General features: G+C 70.7%; 15 protein-coding genes. 8 read left to right on the top strand and 7 right to left on the bottom strand.

The genetic code is table 11. The features are described from left to right. Nucleotides 1–1041, bottom strand: coding sequence for an alpha/beta hydrolase family protein (locus DEIGR_RS02060; RefSeq protein WP_058974860.1), 1041 nt, complete (start codon nucleotides 1039–1041; stop codon nucleotides 1–3). Next, entirely contained in the window at nucleotides 1041–2033 is a 993-nt protein-coding gene (locus DEIGR_RS02055) for an alpha/beta hydrolase family protein (RefSeq protein ID WP_083523899.1), read from the bottom strand. Before DEIGR_RS02055 ends, DEIGR_RS02060 begins: the two co-directional genes overlap by 1 nt. A 383-nt stretch (nucleotides 2034–2416) precedes the next feature. On the opposite strand from DEIGR_RS02055, the gene DEIGR_RS02050 reads away from it, so the two are divergent. Together DEIGR_RS02050 and DEIGR_RS02045 are read left to right on the top strand one after the other, a co-directional pair. After that, nucleotides 2417–3157 carry an Ig-like domain-containing protein gene (locus DEIGR_RS02050; protein ID WP_236704631.1) on the top strand — a complete coding sequence of 247 codons (741 nt, stop codon included), beginning with the start codon at nucleotides 2417–2419 and terminating at the stop codon, nucleotides 3155–3157. Nucleotides 3158–3179: 22 nt separating this feature from the next. After that, nucleotides 3180–5864, top strand: coding sequence for a S8 family serine peptidase (locus tag DEIGR_RS02045; protein ID WP_058974856.1), 2685 nt, complete (start codon nucleotides 3180–3182; stop codon nucleotides 5862–5864). A 56-nt stretch (nucleotides 5865–5920) separates the two neighbouring features. Here DEIGR_RS02045 and cmk read toward each other — a convergent pair whose 3' ends face one another. Further along, nucleotides 5921–6532: a (d)CMP kinase gene (gene cmk, locus DEIGR_RS02040; protein WP_058974854.1), complete on the bottom strand. Its 612-nt coding sequence runs from the start codon at nucleotides 6530–6532 to the stop codon at nucleotides 5921–5923. A gap of 101 nt (nucleotides 6533–6633) precedes the next feature. On the opposite strand from cmk, the gene DEIGR_RS02035 reads away from it, so the two are divergent. Further along, entirely contained in the window at nucleotides 6634–7407 is a 774-nt protein-coding gene (locus DEIGR_RS02035; RefSeq protein WP_058974852.1) for a peptidylprolyl isomerase, read from the top strand. 54 nt (nucleotides 7408–7461) lie between these two features. On the opposite strand, the gene DEIGR_RS02030 is transcribed toward DEIGR_RS02035, so the two are convergent. The 3 genes from DEIGR_RS02030 to DEIGR_RS02020 are packed head-to-tail and all read right to left on the bottom strand — an operon-like array spanning nucleotide 7462 to nucleotide 10119. After that, nucleotides 7462–8346, bottom strand: coding sequence for a class I SAM-dependent methyltransferase (locus tag DEIGR_RS02030; RefSeq protein WP_058978488.1), 885 nt, complete (start codon nucleotides 8344–8346; stop codon nucleotides 7462–7464). Between the two features lie 34 nt (nucleotides 8347–8380). Beyond that, nucleotides 8381–9376 (bottom strand): tRNA (guanine(46)-N(7))-methyltransferase TrmB, encoded by a 996-nt coding sequence (gene trmB, locus DEIGR_RS02025; RefSeq protein WP_058974850.1) that lies wholly within the window; start codon nucleotides 9374–9376, stop codon nucleotides 8381–8383. After that, on the bottom strand, nucleotides 9373–10119 hold the full coding sequence (locus tag DEIGR_RS02020; RefSeq protein ID WP_058974848.1) for an FAD-dependent oxidoreductase: 747 nt from the start codon (nucleotides 10117–10119) through the stop codon (nucleotides 9373–9375). The genes trmB and DEIGR_RS02020 overlap by 4 nt, the downstream gene beginning before the upstream one ends. A gap of 67 nt (nucleotides 10120–10186) precedes the next feature. Here DEIGR_RS02020 and DEIGR_RS02015 point away from each other — a divergent pair, with 67 nt between their 5' ends. After that, nucleotides 10187–11098 carry an RluA family pseudouridine synthase gene (locus DEIGR_RS02015; protein ID WP_058974846.1) on the top strand — a complete coding sequence of 304 codons (912 nt, stop codon included), beginning with the start codon at nucleotides 10187–10189 and terminating at the stop codon, nucleotides 11096–11098. 72 nt (nucleotides 11099–11170) lie between these two features. After that, on the top strand, nucleotides 11171–13444 hold the full coding sequence (locus DEIGR_RS02010; protein WP_058974844.1) for a sensor domain-containing diguanylate cyclase/phosphohydrolase: 2274 nt from the start codon (nucleotides 11171–11173) through the stop codon (nucleotides 13442–13444). Between the two features lie 232 nt (nucleotides 13445–13676). Here the strand turns inward: DEIGR_RS02010 and pyrE are convergent, their stop codons facing one another. Then, a complete protein-coding gene (gene pyrE / locus DEIGR_RS02005) occupies nucleotides 13677–14261 on the bottom strand; it encodes an orotate phosphoribosyltransferase (RefSeq protein WP_058978487.1) in 585 nt (194 codons plus the stop codon). Between the two features lie 47 nt (nucleotides 14262–14308). Here pyrE and DEIGR_RS02000 point away from each other — a divergent pair, with 47 nt between their 5' ends. The 3 genes from DEIGR_RS02000 to DEIGR_RS01990 all read left to right on the top strand — a co-directional run bounded on the left by DEIGR_RS02000 (nucleotide 14309) and on the right by DEIGR_RS01990 (nucleotide 15979). After that, on the top strand, nucleotides 14309–14512 hold the full coding sequence (locus DEIGR_RS02000; protein WP_058974842.1) for a hypothetical protein: 204 nt from the start codon (nucleotides 14309–14311) through the stop codon (nucleotides 14510–14512). A gap of 175 nt (nucleotides 14513–14687) precedes the next feature. Further along, entirely contained in the window at nucleotides 14688–15440 is a 753-nt protein-coding gene (locus tag DEIGR_RS01995; protein WP_058974840.1) for a ribonuclease H family protein, read from the top strand. Between the two features lie 14 nt (nucleotides 15441–15454). Then, entirely contained in the window at nucleotides 15455–15979 is a 525-nt protein-coding gene (locus DEIGR_RS01990; protein WP_058974837.1) for a hypothetical protein, read from the top strand. Nucleotides 15980–16011 lie beyond the last annotated feature (32 nt).

Raw genomic sequence — 16011 nt, 5'->3', positions numbered from 1 at the left:
CTACAGGTTCTCCTTGAAGAACTGCACGCTGCGGTTCAGCGCCGTGCGGAGGTTCCCGGAGAGGTTGTGGTTGTCGCCGTCGTAGCGGTAGGCGTCCACGCCCTGTCCGGCGTTTCTCAGGTCGTCCGCGAGGTTCTTCTGGAACGAGTACGGGACGTCTTTGTCGTTCGTGCCGTGGTGCAGCTGGATGGGCCGCCCGTTCAGTTCCCGCAGGTACGCGTTGGGGCTCAGCAGGCGCAGGTAGCGGCGGTTGACGGCGTCCAGGGTGCGTTTCTCGCCGGGGGGTGGGTTCCAGTCGGTCGCCAGGACGTCGTAGCTGGCGATCACGCCCGCCCACAGCGACGCGGCTTTCAGGCGGGGGTCGACGATCATGGCTTTCAGGCTCAGCTGCCCGCCCATGGAGTGCCCCCACAGGCCCAGGCGGTCGGGGTTCACGCGCGGGTCGCGCCGGAGGCTGGCGGCGGCGTTCAGGACGTCCACGGTGTAGCCGGGGTCGTCGTACCCGCCGCGCGCCTGTCCCTCGCTGCTGCCGTGCCCGCGGTAGTCGCTTTTCAGGGTGACGAAGCCCGCGCGGGCAAAGGCGTCCTGGTACGCCACGTAGCGTTCGGTGGTGCGGTACTCGGCGGGTGGGATGTACCCGTGGTTGAACACGATGGCGGGCCACCCGCCCTGCGGCGGCGTGCCGCGCGGGACGGTCAGCAGCGCGTTGATCCGCAGCCCCTCGGACTGGTAGCTCACGACCTGCCGGGTGTAATTCTCACCCGCCGCCAGGGTCTGCCGGACGGTCAGGAGGCTGCCCGGATACTCGCGGGTCTTGAGGGCCTGAATGCTGATGGGGTTGCGGGCCACGGCGGCCTTCAGCGCGGTGTCACCCAGGTTCTGGAGGGGGTCCCCGGTCGCGGGCGGGGCGGGCTGGGCCGGGTCGGTCGCCTCCGGCTGGGTCCAGGGCAGCCGCAGCGGCAGGGCGTCCGGCTGGGTGACGGCCACGTACCCGGCGCCCGCCAGCAGGGCCAGCAGCGTGAGGTTGATCAGCGCGCGCATTACAGCCGGTCCCTGAAGAACTGCACGCTGCGGTTCAGGGCCACGCGCAGGTTCCCCGAGAGGTTGTGATTGTCGCCCGGGTAGACGTAGTTCCCGCCCAGTTTCCCCAGTGGGCGCAGCTGCGCGGCCAGGGTCGTGTGGAACGCGACGGGCACGTCCTCGTCGTTCGTGCCGATGTGCAGCTGGATGGGCCCGCCCAGGTCACGCAGGTAGCTGTTCGCGCTGAGGGCGTTCCAGAAGGCGGGGTTCGCGCGGGGCGTGCCGTACTGCTCGACGGCCCGCTTGCGCAGGTTCAGCACGGCGCTGGGAATGCTGGCCGGGACGGGCGCGCGGCGCGTCCAGCTGTTCATGAGCTGGTCGTAGTCGCCGACCACGCCCGCCCAGATCACCCCGGCCTTCACGCTGCGGTCGATGACCATGGCGCGCAGGGTCAGGAAGCCGCCCATGGAGTGGCCCCACATCCCGATCCGGGCCGGGTTCACGCGCGGGTCGCGTTTCAGGCTGCCCAGGGCGTTCATCACGTCGGTGGTGTAGCCCGGCGCGTAGTACCCACCGAGCGCCTCGCCCTGCGAGCTGCCGTGCCCCCGGTAATCGCTTTTCAGCGTGACGAACCCGGCCCGCGCGAAGGCGTCCTGGTACGCCACATAGCGTTCCGTGGTGCGGTACACCTTCGGGGGCACGTACCCGTGATTGAACACGATGGCGGGCCAGCCGCCCTTCGGGGGCGTGCCGCGCGGCACAGTCAGCAGCGCATTGATCCGCAGGCCCTCGGACTGGTAGCTGACCACCTGCCGGGTGTAGTTGCTGCCCGCCGCCAGGGTCTGCCGCACCGTCAGGGCGCTGCCCGGATACCCACCCTTCTGGAAGGTCTGGCGGGCCGCCGGGATACTCATCTGCGCGGCGTCCACGGCATTCAGGGCCGCCTGCGACTGCGCCAGCGCCCCGGTGACGTGCAGCAGGCCCAGCACAGGCAGCTTTCGGAGGGAGATCATGCCCTCAAGCTACGGGGCCACCCGCCCGCTCCACCGCGTCCTGGACGACGTTTCAGGCTTGAGTGATCGCACAGCCGCTCCTCATGACGGTCGCCCGGCGTTCCCCACACCCGGACAGGCCAGTCCGCACACCTCGGCAGCGTCCCCCACGCATATCCATGCACGCACACCCGCCCGGCGCTGAGGGATTTTTCCCACTAGCACTGAGACCAATCTGAGATTGTGCTGAACAAACCTTGCCCCCAGCCGGGGGTGCGCGTATCATCTACAGCCATAGCAACACAATTCCCGGCGTCAACCCGGGAGCCCAGACAAGTCTCACCTCCACCCTAGATGACCCGGGGAACAGGTGACGGTCCTGCATGGGCATTCAAGGAGATCACATGAAGCGACACGGCCTTCTGTTCCTCGCCCTGACCGGCGCGCTGCTCACCAGCTGCGGCGGCCCCGCCGACGGCACGCCGCCCACCCCCAGCGTCACCGCCAGCCCCAATCCCCTGATCGCACCCGGCACCGTCACCTTCACCGCGCAGGCCAGCGACGCCAGCGGCGTGAATCAGGTGATGTTCTACGACAACGGCACCCTGATCGGCACCGACGGCACCAGCCCCTACCAGGCCACCAAGGCCTACACCTTCGCCAACAACGGCGACCATGCCATCACGATCAAGGTCGTCGACAACAAGGGCAACATCGGCCAGGCCGCCACCACCCTGAAAGTCGCCATCGCCGACGCCTTCGAACCCAACGACAGCGTCGCTGCCGCCGCGCCCCTCACCATCGGCGGCACCGCCAACGGCGTCATCACCGCGCAGGGCCGCGACATGGACTACTTCAAGTTCGACGCCGCCGCGGGCGACATGCTGAAACTCACCGTCAAGAGCGTCAGCGTGGACGCCAACAGCACCCTCGACCCCTACGTCATGATCCTGATGCCCGACGGCAAGACCATCCTGGAAAAAGACGACGACACCGGCGCAGGCCTGGAATCCGAGATCCGCTTCAACGCCCCCGTCGCCGGAACGTACACCGCCGTCGTGACCAGCTTCGACATCCACGACGACGCCAGCGCCACCGACGACAAGACCACCAACACCTACCAGATCGCCCTGACCCGCCGCTGAGGCGCCCCCGAGGAGTACACCCGTGAAAAAGACCTTCCAGACCGCGTCCCTGCTGAGCCTGGCCCTCGTGCTGGGCGCCTGCGGGAGCAACAACGCCCCCCAGGCCGTCACGCCCACCGGCCAGTCCCTGAACAAACTGAAGGTGCCGACGCACGTCACGGACCGCTGGTTCGTGGAACTCAGCGGTGACCCCACCGCGCTGAGCAGCCAGAGCGTCGGCGCGCAGCAGGCCGCCTTCCGCACGCAGGCCGCGCAGCTCGGCATCACGTACCAGGAAGTCATGAGCTACCACACGCTCTTCAACGGCTTCTCCGTGAAGGCCAGCAGCGCCGAGATCAGCCGCATCTCCCAGATGCCCGGCGTGCTGGGCGTGTACCCCGTCAAGGAGATCGCCGCGCCCGTCGTGGAACGCAACCTGACCGACGCCCTGACCCCCGACATGTTCTCCGCCATCAAGATGACCGGCGCCGACATCGCCCAGAACGAACTGGGCCTGACCGGCAAGGGCATCAAGGTGGGCGTGATCGACACCGGTATCGACCTGGAACACCCTGCCTTCGCGGGCCGCGTCGTCGCGCAGTACGACTTCGTGGGTGACGACTTCGACTACAACAAACCCGCCAAGCCCGACCCCATCGCCGACGACTGCGGCGGGCACGGCTCGCACGTGGCGGGCATCGTGGGCGGCAACGACCCCGCCAAGGGCTTCAAGGGCGTGGCACCCGAGGTCAGCTTCGGCGCGTACCGCGTCTTCGGCTGCGAGGGCAGCACCACGGAAGACATCATGGTCGCCGCCATGGAACGCGCCTACGCCGACGGCATGCAGGTCGTGAACCTCAGCATCGGCTCCGCATTCGAGAACTGGGAAGCGACCCCCTCGGCCAAGGTCGGCAGCCGCATGGTCAAGAAGGGGATGGTCGTCGTGGCCTCCGCCGGGAACAGCGGCGCCAGCGGCTCGTACTCCATGGGCGGCGTCACCATGGGCGACAACGTGATCTCCGTCGCGTCGGTCAGCAACACCGAGATCGAGGTCAACAGCTTCAGCATCACCCCGGACGGCAGCAAGATCGGGTACTTCGCCGCGACCGGCGCGCCTGAAGCGGTGGCTGGCAGCAGCCTGCCCATCAGCAAGAACGCGGCCAGCAGCCCCACCACCACCAACGACGGCTGCCTCGTGGGCGGCGTCAGCCCCTACGCAGCCGGCAGCATGACCGGTAAGGCCGTCCTGATCCGCCGCGGCAGCTGCACCTTCTACGAGAAGGCCAAGAACGCCCAGGACGCCGGGGCCAGCGCCGTCATCCTGTACAACAACACCGCCGGGTACATCAGCCCCACGGTGGCGGGCGACAGCCCGATCACCATTCCGGTCGTGTCCATCAGCGCCGCGGACGGCGCGAAGATCAGCGGCTTGATCGCCGGTGGCGTGACCATGACCTTCCAGAGCGGCACCATCAACATCCCCAGCCCCACGGCGAACACGCTGGACTCCTACTCCTCGTACGGCATGAGCGCCGAACTGGAGCAGAAGCCGGACATCGCTGCGCCCGGCGGGAACATCCGCAGCGCCTACCCGCTCACCGCGGAACCCACCGGCTACGCCACCCTGAGCGGCACCAGCATGGCCTCCCCGCACGTCGCCGGGGCCGCCGCGCTGATGCTGCAGGCCTTCCCGAACACCAAGGCCAAGGACATGCGCGGCCTGCTGATGAACAGCGCCACGCTGCGCTGGTACCGCGCGGCCAGCGGCACGCTGTTCACCGGCCTGCCCGACTACGTGCAGCGCCAGGGGGCCGGCATGGTCGACATCGTCGGCTCGTACTACAACACCGTGCGCGCCACCCCCAACAAGCTCAGCCTGGGCGAGAGCGCCAGCTTCGCCACCCGCAACAAGGTCGTCGTGCTGAAGAACACCTACAACCGCACCGAGACCTTCACGGCGTACCACTACCCGGCCCTCACGGTCGGCGGGACAACCCTGGCCCCCACCCCCAGCCAGGCGTACGCCACCATGACCATCAACGGTCAGGACGCCGACAAGTCCGACGTCGAAGTGGTCGTGCCCGCTGGCGGCGAGACCGAACTCAACGTCGTGATCACCGCGCCCGCCGGCGCACCCGACAAGAGCCAGTACGGCGGCTACATCGTGCTGGAAAGCAAGTCCGGCCAGAACATGGTGATTCCTTACGGCGGCTTCAAGGGTGACTACCAGAGCATCAAGGTGCTGGGCGACCTGATCATCGGCGGCAGCGCACAGAACTTCCCTGCCCTGGCTGACGACGTGGCGGACACGTACTACACCGAGGGCGAGACGGTGGCGGCGCCCATCGACTACACCTTCAAGCAGGTGGCCCTCGACCCGAACAAGCCCACCGAACTGACGCTGGACGCCCCGTACGTCATCGCGCAGATCTCCCACCAGGCCCGCAAGCTCACCATGGAACTGCTGGACAGCAATGGCATGGTCGTGGAAACCCTGCGCAAGCAGGAGTACCTGGGCCGCAACTGCACGAACAACCTCGCGCAGGCCAGCGACCGCTGCGACGCGTACAACACCTACGGCTGGGACGGCAAGCTCAGCGGCGGCAAGACCGCGCCCAACGGCACGTACCAGCTGCGCGTGAAGGTCCTCAAGGCGCTGGGGGACGAGAGTGTCGCCAGCGACACCGAGGTCTACACCAGCCAGAAGTTCAGCGTCGCGCGCCCCTAAGGGTCCGCACTCGAAACGCCGCTCCCGGTTCCTGGGGGCGGCGTTCTTCATACGGTTCAGCGCAGGTCGTTCAGGATGGTGTCGATCACGCCCTGGAGGGTCAGTGGGCCGGTGTCGATGATGCGGGCGTCGGGGGCGGGGGCGCTCTGGGTGGTGTCCTGGCGGTCGCGTTCGGTGAGGGCGGCTTCGATGGCGGGGATGTCCTCGGGGCGCTCGCGCGCGCGGCGTTCGGCGCGGACGCGGGGGCTGGCGGTCAGGTAGAACTTGTGCGGGGCGTGGGGGAAGACGTTGGTGCCCATGTCGCGCCCTTCGGCGACGAGGGGAGCGGGGAGGGCGCGCAGCTGGGCGTCCACCCACTCGCGGATTTCGGGGAGGGCGGCGACGGTGCTGACCCCGCCGTCCACGCGGGTGCTGTGCAGGTCGGCGGTCAGGTCATGGTCGTCGTTCCAGACGCGGTTGCCGCTGGCGAGAGGTTCCAGACGCACGCCGGAGAGCAGGGGCAGCAGGGCCGCCGGATCGGCGAGGTCGGCCCCGGCCTCCAGTCCGAGGAGGGTCACGGCGCGGTACAGCAGGCCGCTGCTGACATAGGGCACGCCGAGGGCCTGCGCGACGCCGGAGGACACGCTGGATTTTCCGCTGGCGGCGACGCCATCAATGGTCACGATCATCAACTGAACAGTCTACCGCGCCGCGCCCTGTCCCCTCCGGTGCTGCGGTGCACCCTTCGGGTGACGCGCCGCACGCGCAGGCCGCTAGACTGTCACGGACCATGAAACACGCTGCCCTGATCCTCACGGCCCTGCTGGCCCTGACCGCCTGCCAGAAGAAGGACGACGCGACCACGACCGACACGAAGACGGACACGGCCGCGACGGACACCACCCCGGCGACCGATAAGCCCGCCACCGACACGAAGGCGGACGCGACACCCGCCGTCACGAAGCCCGGCCCCGTCCCCGCCGGGTACACCGAGGTGCCGTTCCTGACGACCGAACCCAAGCGCGAATTCAAGGCCGAGCCCGACATGGCCCTGACGGACGGCAAGGACTACTACGCGCTGATCGACACGAGCAGGGGGCAGATCCTCGCGGACCTGTACGAGCAGGAGACGCCCGTCACGGTGAACAACTTCGTGTTCCTGGCCCGCAACCACTACTTCGACGGCATTCGCTTCCACCGCGTGATCGACGGGTTCATGGCGCAGACCGGCGACCCCAAGAGCGTGGACGAGGCGAAGAAGGCCGAGTGGGGCACCGGCGGTCCCGGCTACCAGTTCGCGGACGAGTTCCGCCAGAAACTGACCTTCAACAGCGGCGGCATCCTGGCCATGGCGAACAGCGGCCCCGCCACGAACGGCAGCCAGTTCTTCATCACCTTCGAACCCACCGACTTCCTGAACGGCAAGCACACCATCTTCGGGAAGGTCGTGACCGGCGACGACCTGCTGCCGAAACTGACCCGCACCATGGACCAGAACAACGCCGAGGTGGCGGGCGCCGTGGCGGACCAGATCCTGACCGTGCGCATCCTGACCAAGGGCTGAAGGCCCGTTTCACGGCGGCGCGCTTCCCGGGCGGGGGGCGCGCCGCTTTGTTGCCTACAGTTCCAGGTCAGTGGGCGTCGTGGAGTGCGCGGGAATGGCGGTCAGCAGGACCTCGTACTTGCCGGTCACGAACACCTTGTAGTCGTGTTTCTGGAGGCCGCGCCGGGCGTTGGTCACGTCGGCGGCGAGCAGGCTCAGGTCCGGGCGGGCGTAGTTGCGCATCCGCGCGCCGTACGAGAGGGTGCCGTCCCGGTAGCGGGCGTTCGGGTACCCGAGGATCAGGCCACCGCCCGGCGTCAGGTGCTGGCGGCGCAGCGTGGCGAGCAGCACGTCCTGCCGCACGCCGGGGCTCTGGAGGAGGCTCAGGGCCAGGATCAGGTCGAAGCGGCCCAGGTCCGGGGGCAGGGCGTTCACGTCCGCCGCGTGGATGACCGCCTGGGGATGGCGGTCGCGGGCGGCCTGCGCGGCGGCCGGGTCGAGGTCCACGCCCACCACCTCGAAGGTGCGGTCCGGGAAGGCCAGCGGCAGGGCGTCCAGTTCATGCCCGGCGTTCACGCCGAGCGCCAGCACCCGCCCGCCCTGGGGGGGGTTCACGCGGCGCAGCGCCTCGACGAACGTCGCCAGGAAGACGGGGTCCTCCAGCTTGTTCACGCGGGCCCAGTCGCCGTCCGGGCCGTACCCGGCGTGATCGGGGTCGCGGGCCGGGGCGTGGGCGCGCAGGGTCAGGCGGACCCGCCCCTGCCCTGCCCTGTCCGGGGTCAGCAGGTGCGCGCCGAGCAGGTCCGCGAGGTCCGTCCAGGTGCTCCAGGGGCGGTGCGTGCCGTGCGGGGTCCCCTCGCCCGCGTAGCGGCCCAGGCCCGCGTCGGGGTCGGGCACCTCGAAGGTCACCTCGCCCGCCGCGCGCAGCCGATCCCGCACGGCGGGCAGGAGGACGCTCATGGGTTCGGTCGTGAAGCGCACCGGCACCGGCCCGTCAGTACCCGTGGTGCTTGACGACGGCGCCCTGAGCCTCCAGCCAGCGGGTGACGACGCCCACGGCGGCCTTCACGCCGGTCGTGATGATCGGCCCGCCGAACTTGGCGAGGCGCACGAGGTGCGTGCCGTCCTCGCGGGCGGTGATGCCGATCAAGACCTCCTGGGTCAGTTCGCCCTCCACGACGTGCGCCAGGACGACCCAGCCGTCGCGGCGCAGGCCGGCGTACAGGTCGAGCAGGATGACCGTCCACGCGCCGCCCTCGTCCACGTTGCGGCTGCCGGGGTTGCGTTCGGTGACCTTCTCGAAGGTCTGGGGATTGAAGGTGTCGGGCAGGGTCAGGACGGCGTGGGGCACGGTGGTGGGGTCCTCCGGGTAGGGCGTGGTCGGCCCGTGCGGGACGGGCTGGTGGGCGGTGGGGATGAAGCGGGCGTGGTTGACGCCCAGGCCGAGGTCACGCCACTTGAGGGCGTACTTGGTTTCCAGCGCGGCGGCGGGCGGGTCCGCGCGTTCGACGCGCATGACGCCGCTGGCCCCGGCCTGTTCGCACGCGAACTCGAAGTACTCGTCGTGGTCGGTGGTCAGCAGGATCATCCCGCCGGGCTTCAGGCGGCTGGCCGCGAGCTGGAAGAACGGGACGCGCAGGAGGCGGTGGTCGGTGTGGCCGGCCTTGGGCCAGGGGTCGGGGAAGTTCACGACGATCAGGTCCAGGCCCGCGTGCGGGATGACGGACCGCACGAGGACGTCGGCGGGCATCTTCGTGAGGATCGCGTTGTCCAGGCCCGCGTCCCGCAGGCGGCGGTGCGCCTTGAGCAGCGACACGCCGGAGAGTTCCACGCCCAGGTAGTTGGGCGCCTCGGGGAAGGTCGCGGCGAAGTGCGGCCAGAAGCGCCCGTCCCCGAAGCCGACCTCCAGCACCCAGGGGCGGTCCGGGGTGTCCGGGTACAGGCGCGCGGCGGCGTCGGGGAACCGGAAGTCGCCGAGGCGGGCGATCATGCGCGCACCTCGGCCTGGAGTTGCTCGGCGAGGCGGGCCGCGCCTTGCAGCACACTGCCGTACGTGTGCTCGCCGGGCGTGCACTGCCCCAGCATCCGCACGCGCTCCAGTCGGTTCACGCGGAAGCCGTCCAGTTCACTGGGCGCGGGGGTCAGGAAGCGCACGTCGTAGGGCGGCTCGACCCCCTCGCCCTCGGCGCGGCGTTCCGCCCCGATCAGCCAGATGCCGCTGGCGGTCAGGTCGTCCGCCAGGAAGTCGTACGCGACCTCGCTGAGACGCCCGGCCTCGTCCATGGTGTCCCCCACGAGCAGGCGGCCCTTCAGGAACGCCCCGACGGCCAGCACGCCCAGCCGCGCGTGGAGTTTCGGCCCCTCCCAGGTCGAGAGCACCACCTGCGTCTCTTCCTCGTCCAGCGCGGTGACGGTGCTCTGGAGGAGGTGAATGCCACTCGTCTCCTCCACGCGGGCCTTCAGGTGCCGGTGGAAGGTCCAGCCGTCCGTATCGGGGAGCAGCGCGGCGCGCACCTCCTCGAACAGACTGCCCTGGGGGAACGTCACGCCCGCCGTGGTCGGCTGGTACAGGTTCCCCAGGTGATCGAGCGCCTGCGACACCAGCAGCACGTCCAGTCCCGCGCGGGCCAGCCGCCACGCCAGCTCGGTGCCCGCCAGTCCGGCACCGACCACGGCCACGTCATACAGATGCCCCGGTTGCGGGCGACTTCTCGGCGAGGGCGAACCAAACATCACCGACCAGTGTACGGTTTCAGGGGAAGTCGAACGCGGAACGGCCGCACCCTTTACCCTGTCCCCCATGTCCGACGACGTCCCCTCGAACAGTGGTTTCGCGTTCCGGTCGCAGGTGCGCGCGGGTGGGGAGCGGGTGCTGGCGTTCCTGGCCCGCGAGTACCGGCACTCGGACGGGGCCACCTGGGCGGCGCGGCTGGCGGCGGGCGAGGTGGAGGTGCGGGGCGCCCCTGCGCGCGGGGACGAGGTGCTGCGCGCCGGGGACGTGGTCGTGTGGCACCGCCCCCCGTGGCGGGAGGAGGCGGCCCCGCTGGACTACGCCGTGCTGCTGGAGGACGACGCGCTGGTGGCGGTCAGCAAACCGTCGGGTCTGCCGACGCTGCCGGGCGCGGGGTTCCTGACGCACACGCTGCTGACGCAGGTGCGGCTGCGGTATCCGGGCGCGAGTCCGCTGCACCGGCTGGGGCGCGGCACGAGCGGCGCGGTGCTGTTCGCCCGGACCGGGGCGGCGGGCGCGGCGCTGTCCCGCGCGTGGCGGGAGCATGAGGTGGGGAAGGTGTACCGCGCGCTGGGCTCGGGCGTGCCGGACTGGGACACGCTGGCCATTCAGACGCCCATCGGGCCGGTGCCGCACCCGCGCCTGGGCAAGGTGTTCGCGGCCAGCGCGGACGGCAAGGCGTCGCGCAGCGTGGCCCACGTCCGGGAGAGCCGGGAGGACCGCACGCTGTTCGACGTGGCGATCCACACCGGGCGGCCCCACCAGATCCGCATTCACCTCGCCGCCGCCGGGCACCCGCTGGTGGGCGACCCGCTGTACGGACCGGGCGGCCTCCCGCTGCCTGGTCTGCCGGGCCTGCCGGGCGACCTGGGGTACCTCCTGCACGCCTGGACGCTGCACTTCACGCACCCCGTCACGGGAGAGGCCGTGCGGGTGGAGGCGCCGCCGCCGGACGCGCTGCGGACCGCGCCGGAACGCTGAACCCGGTGCAGACCGGCCTGAAGGGCACTTCCTGTCAGATGCGGGAGAGGCGCGCCGGGTCATGATGACCGCATGGCCCCCGACCCGCCCGTTCCCACCCGCCGCGCCGCGTGGCGGGTCGCGGTCAGGGAGAGCCTGCTGGGCGCCCCGGCGTGGCTGTACGCGCTGCTGACCCTGACGCTGCTGTCCGCCGCACTGAGCGCCGTGGTCATTCAGGACGTCGCGCGGCACCAGCGGACCCTGCTGACCCTGGCCGACGCCCGCACGGCCGCGTTCGCGCTGAATGCCGTCGAGTGGCAGGCCCGCGCGCGCGGCTCACTGGACGCCGACCTGAGTGCCGAGGCCCGCGCGTGCCTCGCGGAGCTGCGCCGCTTCACCGCCCGGCTCGAGCAGCTGAGCCGGGAGGACCTGCTGATCGCGCGGGTGCATCCACATACCCCCGGGGATCACACGCTGAACAGGCAGGTTGCGGCGTACACCGGCGCCGTCCAGACCCTGCTGGACCTGATCGCACGCGGACAACTGGAGGCCGCCGCGCAGGTGGACGACACGCAGGTCGACCCGGCCTTCACGGCGCTGCGCGACCGCATCAGCGACGTCCGCGCCGCCGAGGAAGCCACCGTCGAGATCGGCCGTCAACTGACGCTGCTGCTGACCGCCCTGACCGCGCTGGGCGCGCTCGTCACGGCGGGCCTGCTCGCCGCGCGCCTGAACCGCAGCCTGAACCAGGCCCGCGCGTGGCACGCCGAGGCCAGACGCCAGCGGGAACGGGAGGAACGCGACCCGCTGACCGGCCTGTGGAACCGCCGCAGCCTGCAGCGGCAGTTCACGCTGGCGCAGGCGGCCGGGCCGCTGTGCGTGGCGGTGCTGGACCTCAACCGCCTGAAGGCCATCAACGACCTGGGCGGGCACGGCGCCGGGGACGCGCACCTGACCCGCGTCGCCCACGCGCTGCAGGCCGCGCTGCCCGAGGGGGGCGTCGCGGCCCGGCTGGGCGGGGACGAGTTCGCGCTGCTGCTGCCGCGCCTCACGGGCGACCAGACCGCGCAGCTGCTCGAGGACGTCGCCGCGCAGCTGAACGCGCCGGGCGAGACCCTGCCGCCCTTCGCGGTGGGGGTCGCGCCGGTCACGGACGTCACGTCCCTGGAACGCGTGCTGGCCCTGGCGGACGCCGCCATGTACGAGGACAAGGAACACCAGCGGGCCCAGGCGGGCCGCGACACCCGCCTGGGCGCCAGCGTCGAGGAGTTCACCAGCCGCCTCGAACAGCTCGAGACGCCGCAGGAGGTGCTCGAGGAGGGCCTGGGCATGGCGCGGGACATGCTGGGCTTCCAGGGCAGCACGTACCTGGAACGCCAGGGGGACGCGTTCGTCCTGACGCACCTGGACGGCGAGGTGCCCGCCCCGATGCGTGGCGCGCTGGGGCAGCCCTTCACCGGGCGGCGCGGCCTGACCGCCGAGGTGATCGAGCACAGCGCCACCCGCTGGAGCAACGACTACCCGGCCGAACCGCACGTCCTGACCTCCTGGCTGGAGGCGGGCCTGAAGAGCATCCTGCTCGTCCCGGTGCGGTACGGGGGGCGGCTGATGGGCGTGATCAGCCTGCTGCACTTCGGCACGTGGCGGGTCGTGACGCCGCAGGCCCGCCGCCTGACCGAGGCGCTCGCGTCCCGCCTGGGGCACACCTTCGAGCAGCAGGCGGCGCTGGAGCACCTGCGCCACGCCGTGCAGGGGGGCCTGCTGGCGCTGGGCGCGGCGCTGGAGGAACGCGACCTGGAAACCGCCGGGCACACCGCGCGGGTCGTGACGCTCTCCGAACGGCTGGGCGCCCGGCTGGGCCTGGGCGAGACGGCGCTGCACGCCCTGCAGCAGGGCGCGTCCCTGCACGACATCGGCAAGCTGGCCATTCCCGACGCGATCCTCCTGAAGCCCGGCCCGCTGGACGCGCAGGAGTGGGAGGTCATGCAGCATCACGCCGCGCGCGGGCACGACATCGCCCACCGCCTGCAGGGGCTGCTGCCCGCCACGCTGGACGTCATCCGGCACCACCACGAGCACTGGGACGGCAGCGGCTACCCGGACCGGCTGCGCGGCGAGGAGATCCCGCTGGCCGCGCGGATCTTCGCGGTGTGCGACGTGTACGACGCCCTGACCCACCCCCGCCCGTACAAGGACGCGTGGCCGCACGAGCGGGCCGTCGCGGAGATCCGCGCGCGGCGCGGCACGCAGTTCGACCCCCGCGTGGTGGACACCTTCCTGACCCTGATCGAGGCGCAGCGCGCCGCCCAGGCCGGAACCGCCCCCCAGGTCACCGGGGTCCCGGACCAGCCCCTCAGCGGCTCCTGACCCGGGCCGACGCCTTCAGGTCGGGGCGCGGAGGGGTCCGGGTCAATCGGGATTCGTCCGGATTCCGTCTGTTCCATCGGCCACCCGGTACCCGGATCATACGGACTCCGGTTGAAAGGTTTGCAAAATCTTTCAACCCGAGCGGATGCGAGAAGGAGCAAAGCGGGTTCCGGACGTGGAGCTGGCAATCCGGTGAAGTTCCGGATTGTCAGCGAAACAAACGGAATCCGTATCAGATCTCCTGCAGGGGCAGCGCGGCCAGCCATGCGGGCACCGCGTCCGGGGGGTAGGTGTCGAACACCAGCCGGGTCAGGGCGACCAGGGGGTAGCCCTGGAGGTCGCCGCCGTCGGCGCGGCGGTCCACGATGCACGCGATGCCCACGCAGCGGCCCCCGGCGGCCTCGGCGGCGCGCACGGCCTTCAGGACGCTCCCGCCGGTCGTGAGGACGTCCTCGACGGCGACGAAGGTCTCGCCGGGCTGCAGGGTGAAGGCCTCGCGGATCTTCATGCCGCCCTGCCCGTCCTTCTCGGCGAAGATCGCGCGGGTGCCGTAGTGCCGGGCGGTTTCGTAGGCGAGGACGACGCCGCCCATGGCCGGACCGATGACCAGCTGCGCGTCGATGCCTGCGCCGCGCAGCGCGCCGGCCAGCGCGCGGCCGATCTGCTCGGTGTACTGCGGGTACTGGAGGACGGTGGTGCTCTGCAGGAACTTGGGGCTGTGGCGGCCCGAGGCGAGCAGGAAGTGCCCCTCGTGGTACGCGCCGGCCTGGCGGTACAGGTCGAGAATGTCGAGGCTGGTGGGGTCGGCGTGGGTCATGGTGCCAGTATCCCATTCCTGGCGGGCGGGGCCGGGCATCATGGCGCATGGACACCGTGACCTTTCCGGGAGGAGTGAAGCTGGGCGCGCGCCGCCGACTGCTGGGCATTCCGCTGGCGCAGCTGGCGCGGGACGCCGCGTTGCAGCCCGAGCTGCTGCGCCGCCTGGAGGCCGGGGAGTTCGATCCGCGCAGCCTGCACCGCCTGGCGCGGCAGGTGCTGTCGCGCACGCTGGACACCACCCTGGACTGACCCGCTGGCCCCCGTGCCCCCGTGCGCGTAGGCCGGGTGGCGGATCCGCCCGGCGCGGCCCGCGCGGCATGCTGGTGACCCTGAAGGCTGTCTCAGCCTGCCGCCCGGCCGGGCAGGCCAGACTGAGTGCCGACCGCCCCCGACCTCTCCCCCACCCCTTCCGGAGGACCCCCGCGTGAATCAGGCGTTCGTGGATGCCAGCTGGCAGGAACAATCCGGTCCCGACGGCCTTGCGCGCGGCGTGGGCGGCTGGGGGCTGGTGCTGCTGCGCCCCGGCACGCTCCCCGCGCGGTTCCAGGGGCAACTGCTCGCGCCGGACAACAACGCCGCCGAGGTCCGCGCGGTGCTGGAGGCCGTCCGGGCCGCGCCCGCCGGGGAGGCCCTGACCGTGCACACCGACAATCAGGCGGTGATCGCGTCGGTCGGTCGGGGGCGCGGCCCGGCGCTGCTGGACGAGGACGCCCGCGAGGTGCACGCCGAGGCCCTGGCGCGCGGCGTGACCCTGCGGGTCGTGTACGCGCCCCGCACGCGCCGCCACATGCAGAGCGCGCACGATCTGGCGAACGACGCGCGGCGCGGCACGGGCGCGGCCGGGCTACTGGGCGTGCAGTCGGACGTGCTGATCGAGCAGCGGCCCGCGCAGCCCGAGGCGCGCGTCAGCCTGCGCCGCCCCGGCGAGCGCGTCACCGCGCACGTCCCGCTGGACCTGAGTTCCGACGTGCCGCCCAGCGCGCAGGCCCTGCTGGCCGCCGTGGGTCTCGCGCTGCCCGGCGAGGCGCTGCTGATCCGCCGCGCCAGCCGCGTCGCGCAGGCCCTCTGGCAGCGCCCCGAGCGCGCCCTGCGGCCCGCCGCGCAGGCCCAGTTGCACCACGCCCGCCGCGCCGCCGACGAGAACGGCGTGCAGGTGGACTTCTTGGGCGTCAGCTGAAGTGGTTGGAAACAATGTTGGAAGTTGTCACAGAGACCGTTGCGCTGGAGCGCCTCCGGCAAACGGGGGAACTCTCGCATGTCCGTCTGGCCTCCCTGGATCTGGAGCAGGTGATGGGAGACAGCCTGGAAATGAATATCCGCATCACAGATTGCGTCATCGACGTTTTGAGCGGCGTAAACGTGAGTTTTCTCAGTCTCCTCTCCGTGACCCGTTGCCAGTTGACGACCCTGAACTTCCTTATGGCCTACCTGTCGGGGGGAGCGGTATTCCGCGACTGCCTCGTCACCGGAACCGCAAGTTTCGAAATGGGTGGACACAACGACCCCGGGTGCCCGTTTCACCTTCAGGGCTGCACGTTCGGGGGTTTCGTGAGCTTCTGGGACTGCTGGTTTCGCTCGGATGTCATCATCGAGGACTGCGACTTTCAGTCTGGGAGTAATCTTCTGGGCAACGAAGGAGAGCCGTACCGGGTTCAATTCGACGGGCCGCTCGTCCTGCGAAACGTGAGAGGGGAGCTTCATCTGCCCGGCGGCTGATGTCGGGTGGGCGCAGGCATTACGCTGGTGGG

Source organism: Deinococcus grandis (assembly GCF_001485435.1).
Taxonomy (GTDB): domain Bacteria; phylum Deinococcota; class Deinococci; order Deinococcales; family Deinococcaceae; genus Deinococcus; species Deinococcus grandis.
The sequence above is the reverse complement of the archived record's forward strand: the minus strand, read 5'-3'. Positions and strand labels throughout refer to the sequence as shown.

What these genes read in the sequence shown, in the direction of transcription:
- DEIGR_RS02060 (WP_058974860.1), bottom strand. Translation starts at nt 1,041, where the DNA reads ATGCGCGCGCTGATCAACCTCACGCTGCTGGCCCTGCTGGCGGGCGCC.
- DEIGR_RS02055 (WP_083523899.1), bottom strand. Translation starts at nt 2,033, where the DNA reads ATGATCTCCCTCCGAAAGCTGCCTGTGCTGGGCCTGCTGCACGTCACC.
- DEIGR_RS02050 (WP_236704631.1), top strand. Translation starts at nt 2,417, where the DNA reads ATGAAGCGACACGGCCTTCTGTTCCTCGCCCTGACCGGCGCGCTGCTC.
- cmk (WP_058974854.1), bottom strand. Translation starts at nt 6,532, where the DNA reads ATGATCGTGACCATTGATGGCGTCGCCGCCAGCGGAAAATCCAGCGTG.
- DEIGR_RS02035 (WP_058974852.1), top strand. Translation starts at nt 6,634, where the DNA reads ATGAAACACGCTGCCCTGATCCTCACGGCCCTGCTGGCCCTGACCGCC.
- DEIGR_RS02030 (WP_058978488.1), bottom strand. Translation starts at nt 8,346, where the DNA reads ATGAGCGTCCTCCTGCCCGCCGTGCGGGATCGGCTGCGCGCGGCGGGC.
- trmB (WP_058974850.1), bottom strand. Translation starts at nt 9,376, where the DNA reads ATGATCGCCCGCCTCGGCGACTTCCGGTTCCCCGACGCCGCCGCGCGC.
- DEIGR_RS02020 (WP_058974848.1), bottom strand. Translation starts at nt 10,119, where the DNA reads ATGTTTGGTTCGCCCTCGCCGAGAAGTCGCCCGCAACCGGGGCATCTG.
- DEIGR_RS02015 (WP_058974846.1), top strand. Translation starts at nt 10,187, where the DNA reads ATGTCCGACGACGTCCCCTCGAACAGTGGTTTCGCGTTCCGGTCGCAG.
- DEIGR_RS02010 (WP_058974844.1), top strand. Translation starts at nt 11,171, where the DNA reads ATGGCCCCCGACCCGCCCGTTCCCACCCGCCGCGCCGCGTGGCGGGTC.
- pyrE (WP_058978487.1), bottom strand. Translation starts at nt 14,261, where the DNA reads ATGACCCACGCCGACCCCACCAGCCTCGACATTCTCGACCTGTACCGC.
- DEIGR_RS02000 (WP_058974842.1), top strand. Translation starts at nt 14,309, where the DNA reads ATGGACACCGTGACCTTTCCGGGAGGAGTGAAGCTGGGCGCGCGCCGC.
- DEIGR_RS01990 (WP_058974837.1), top strand. Translation starts at nt 15,455, where the DNA reads ATGTTGGAAGTTGTCACAGAGACCGTTGCGCTGGAGCGCCTCCGGCAA.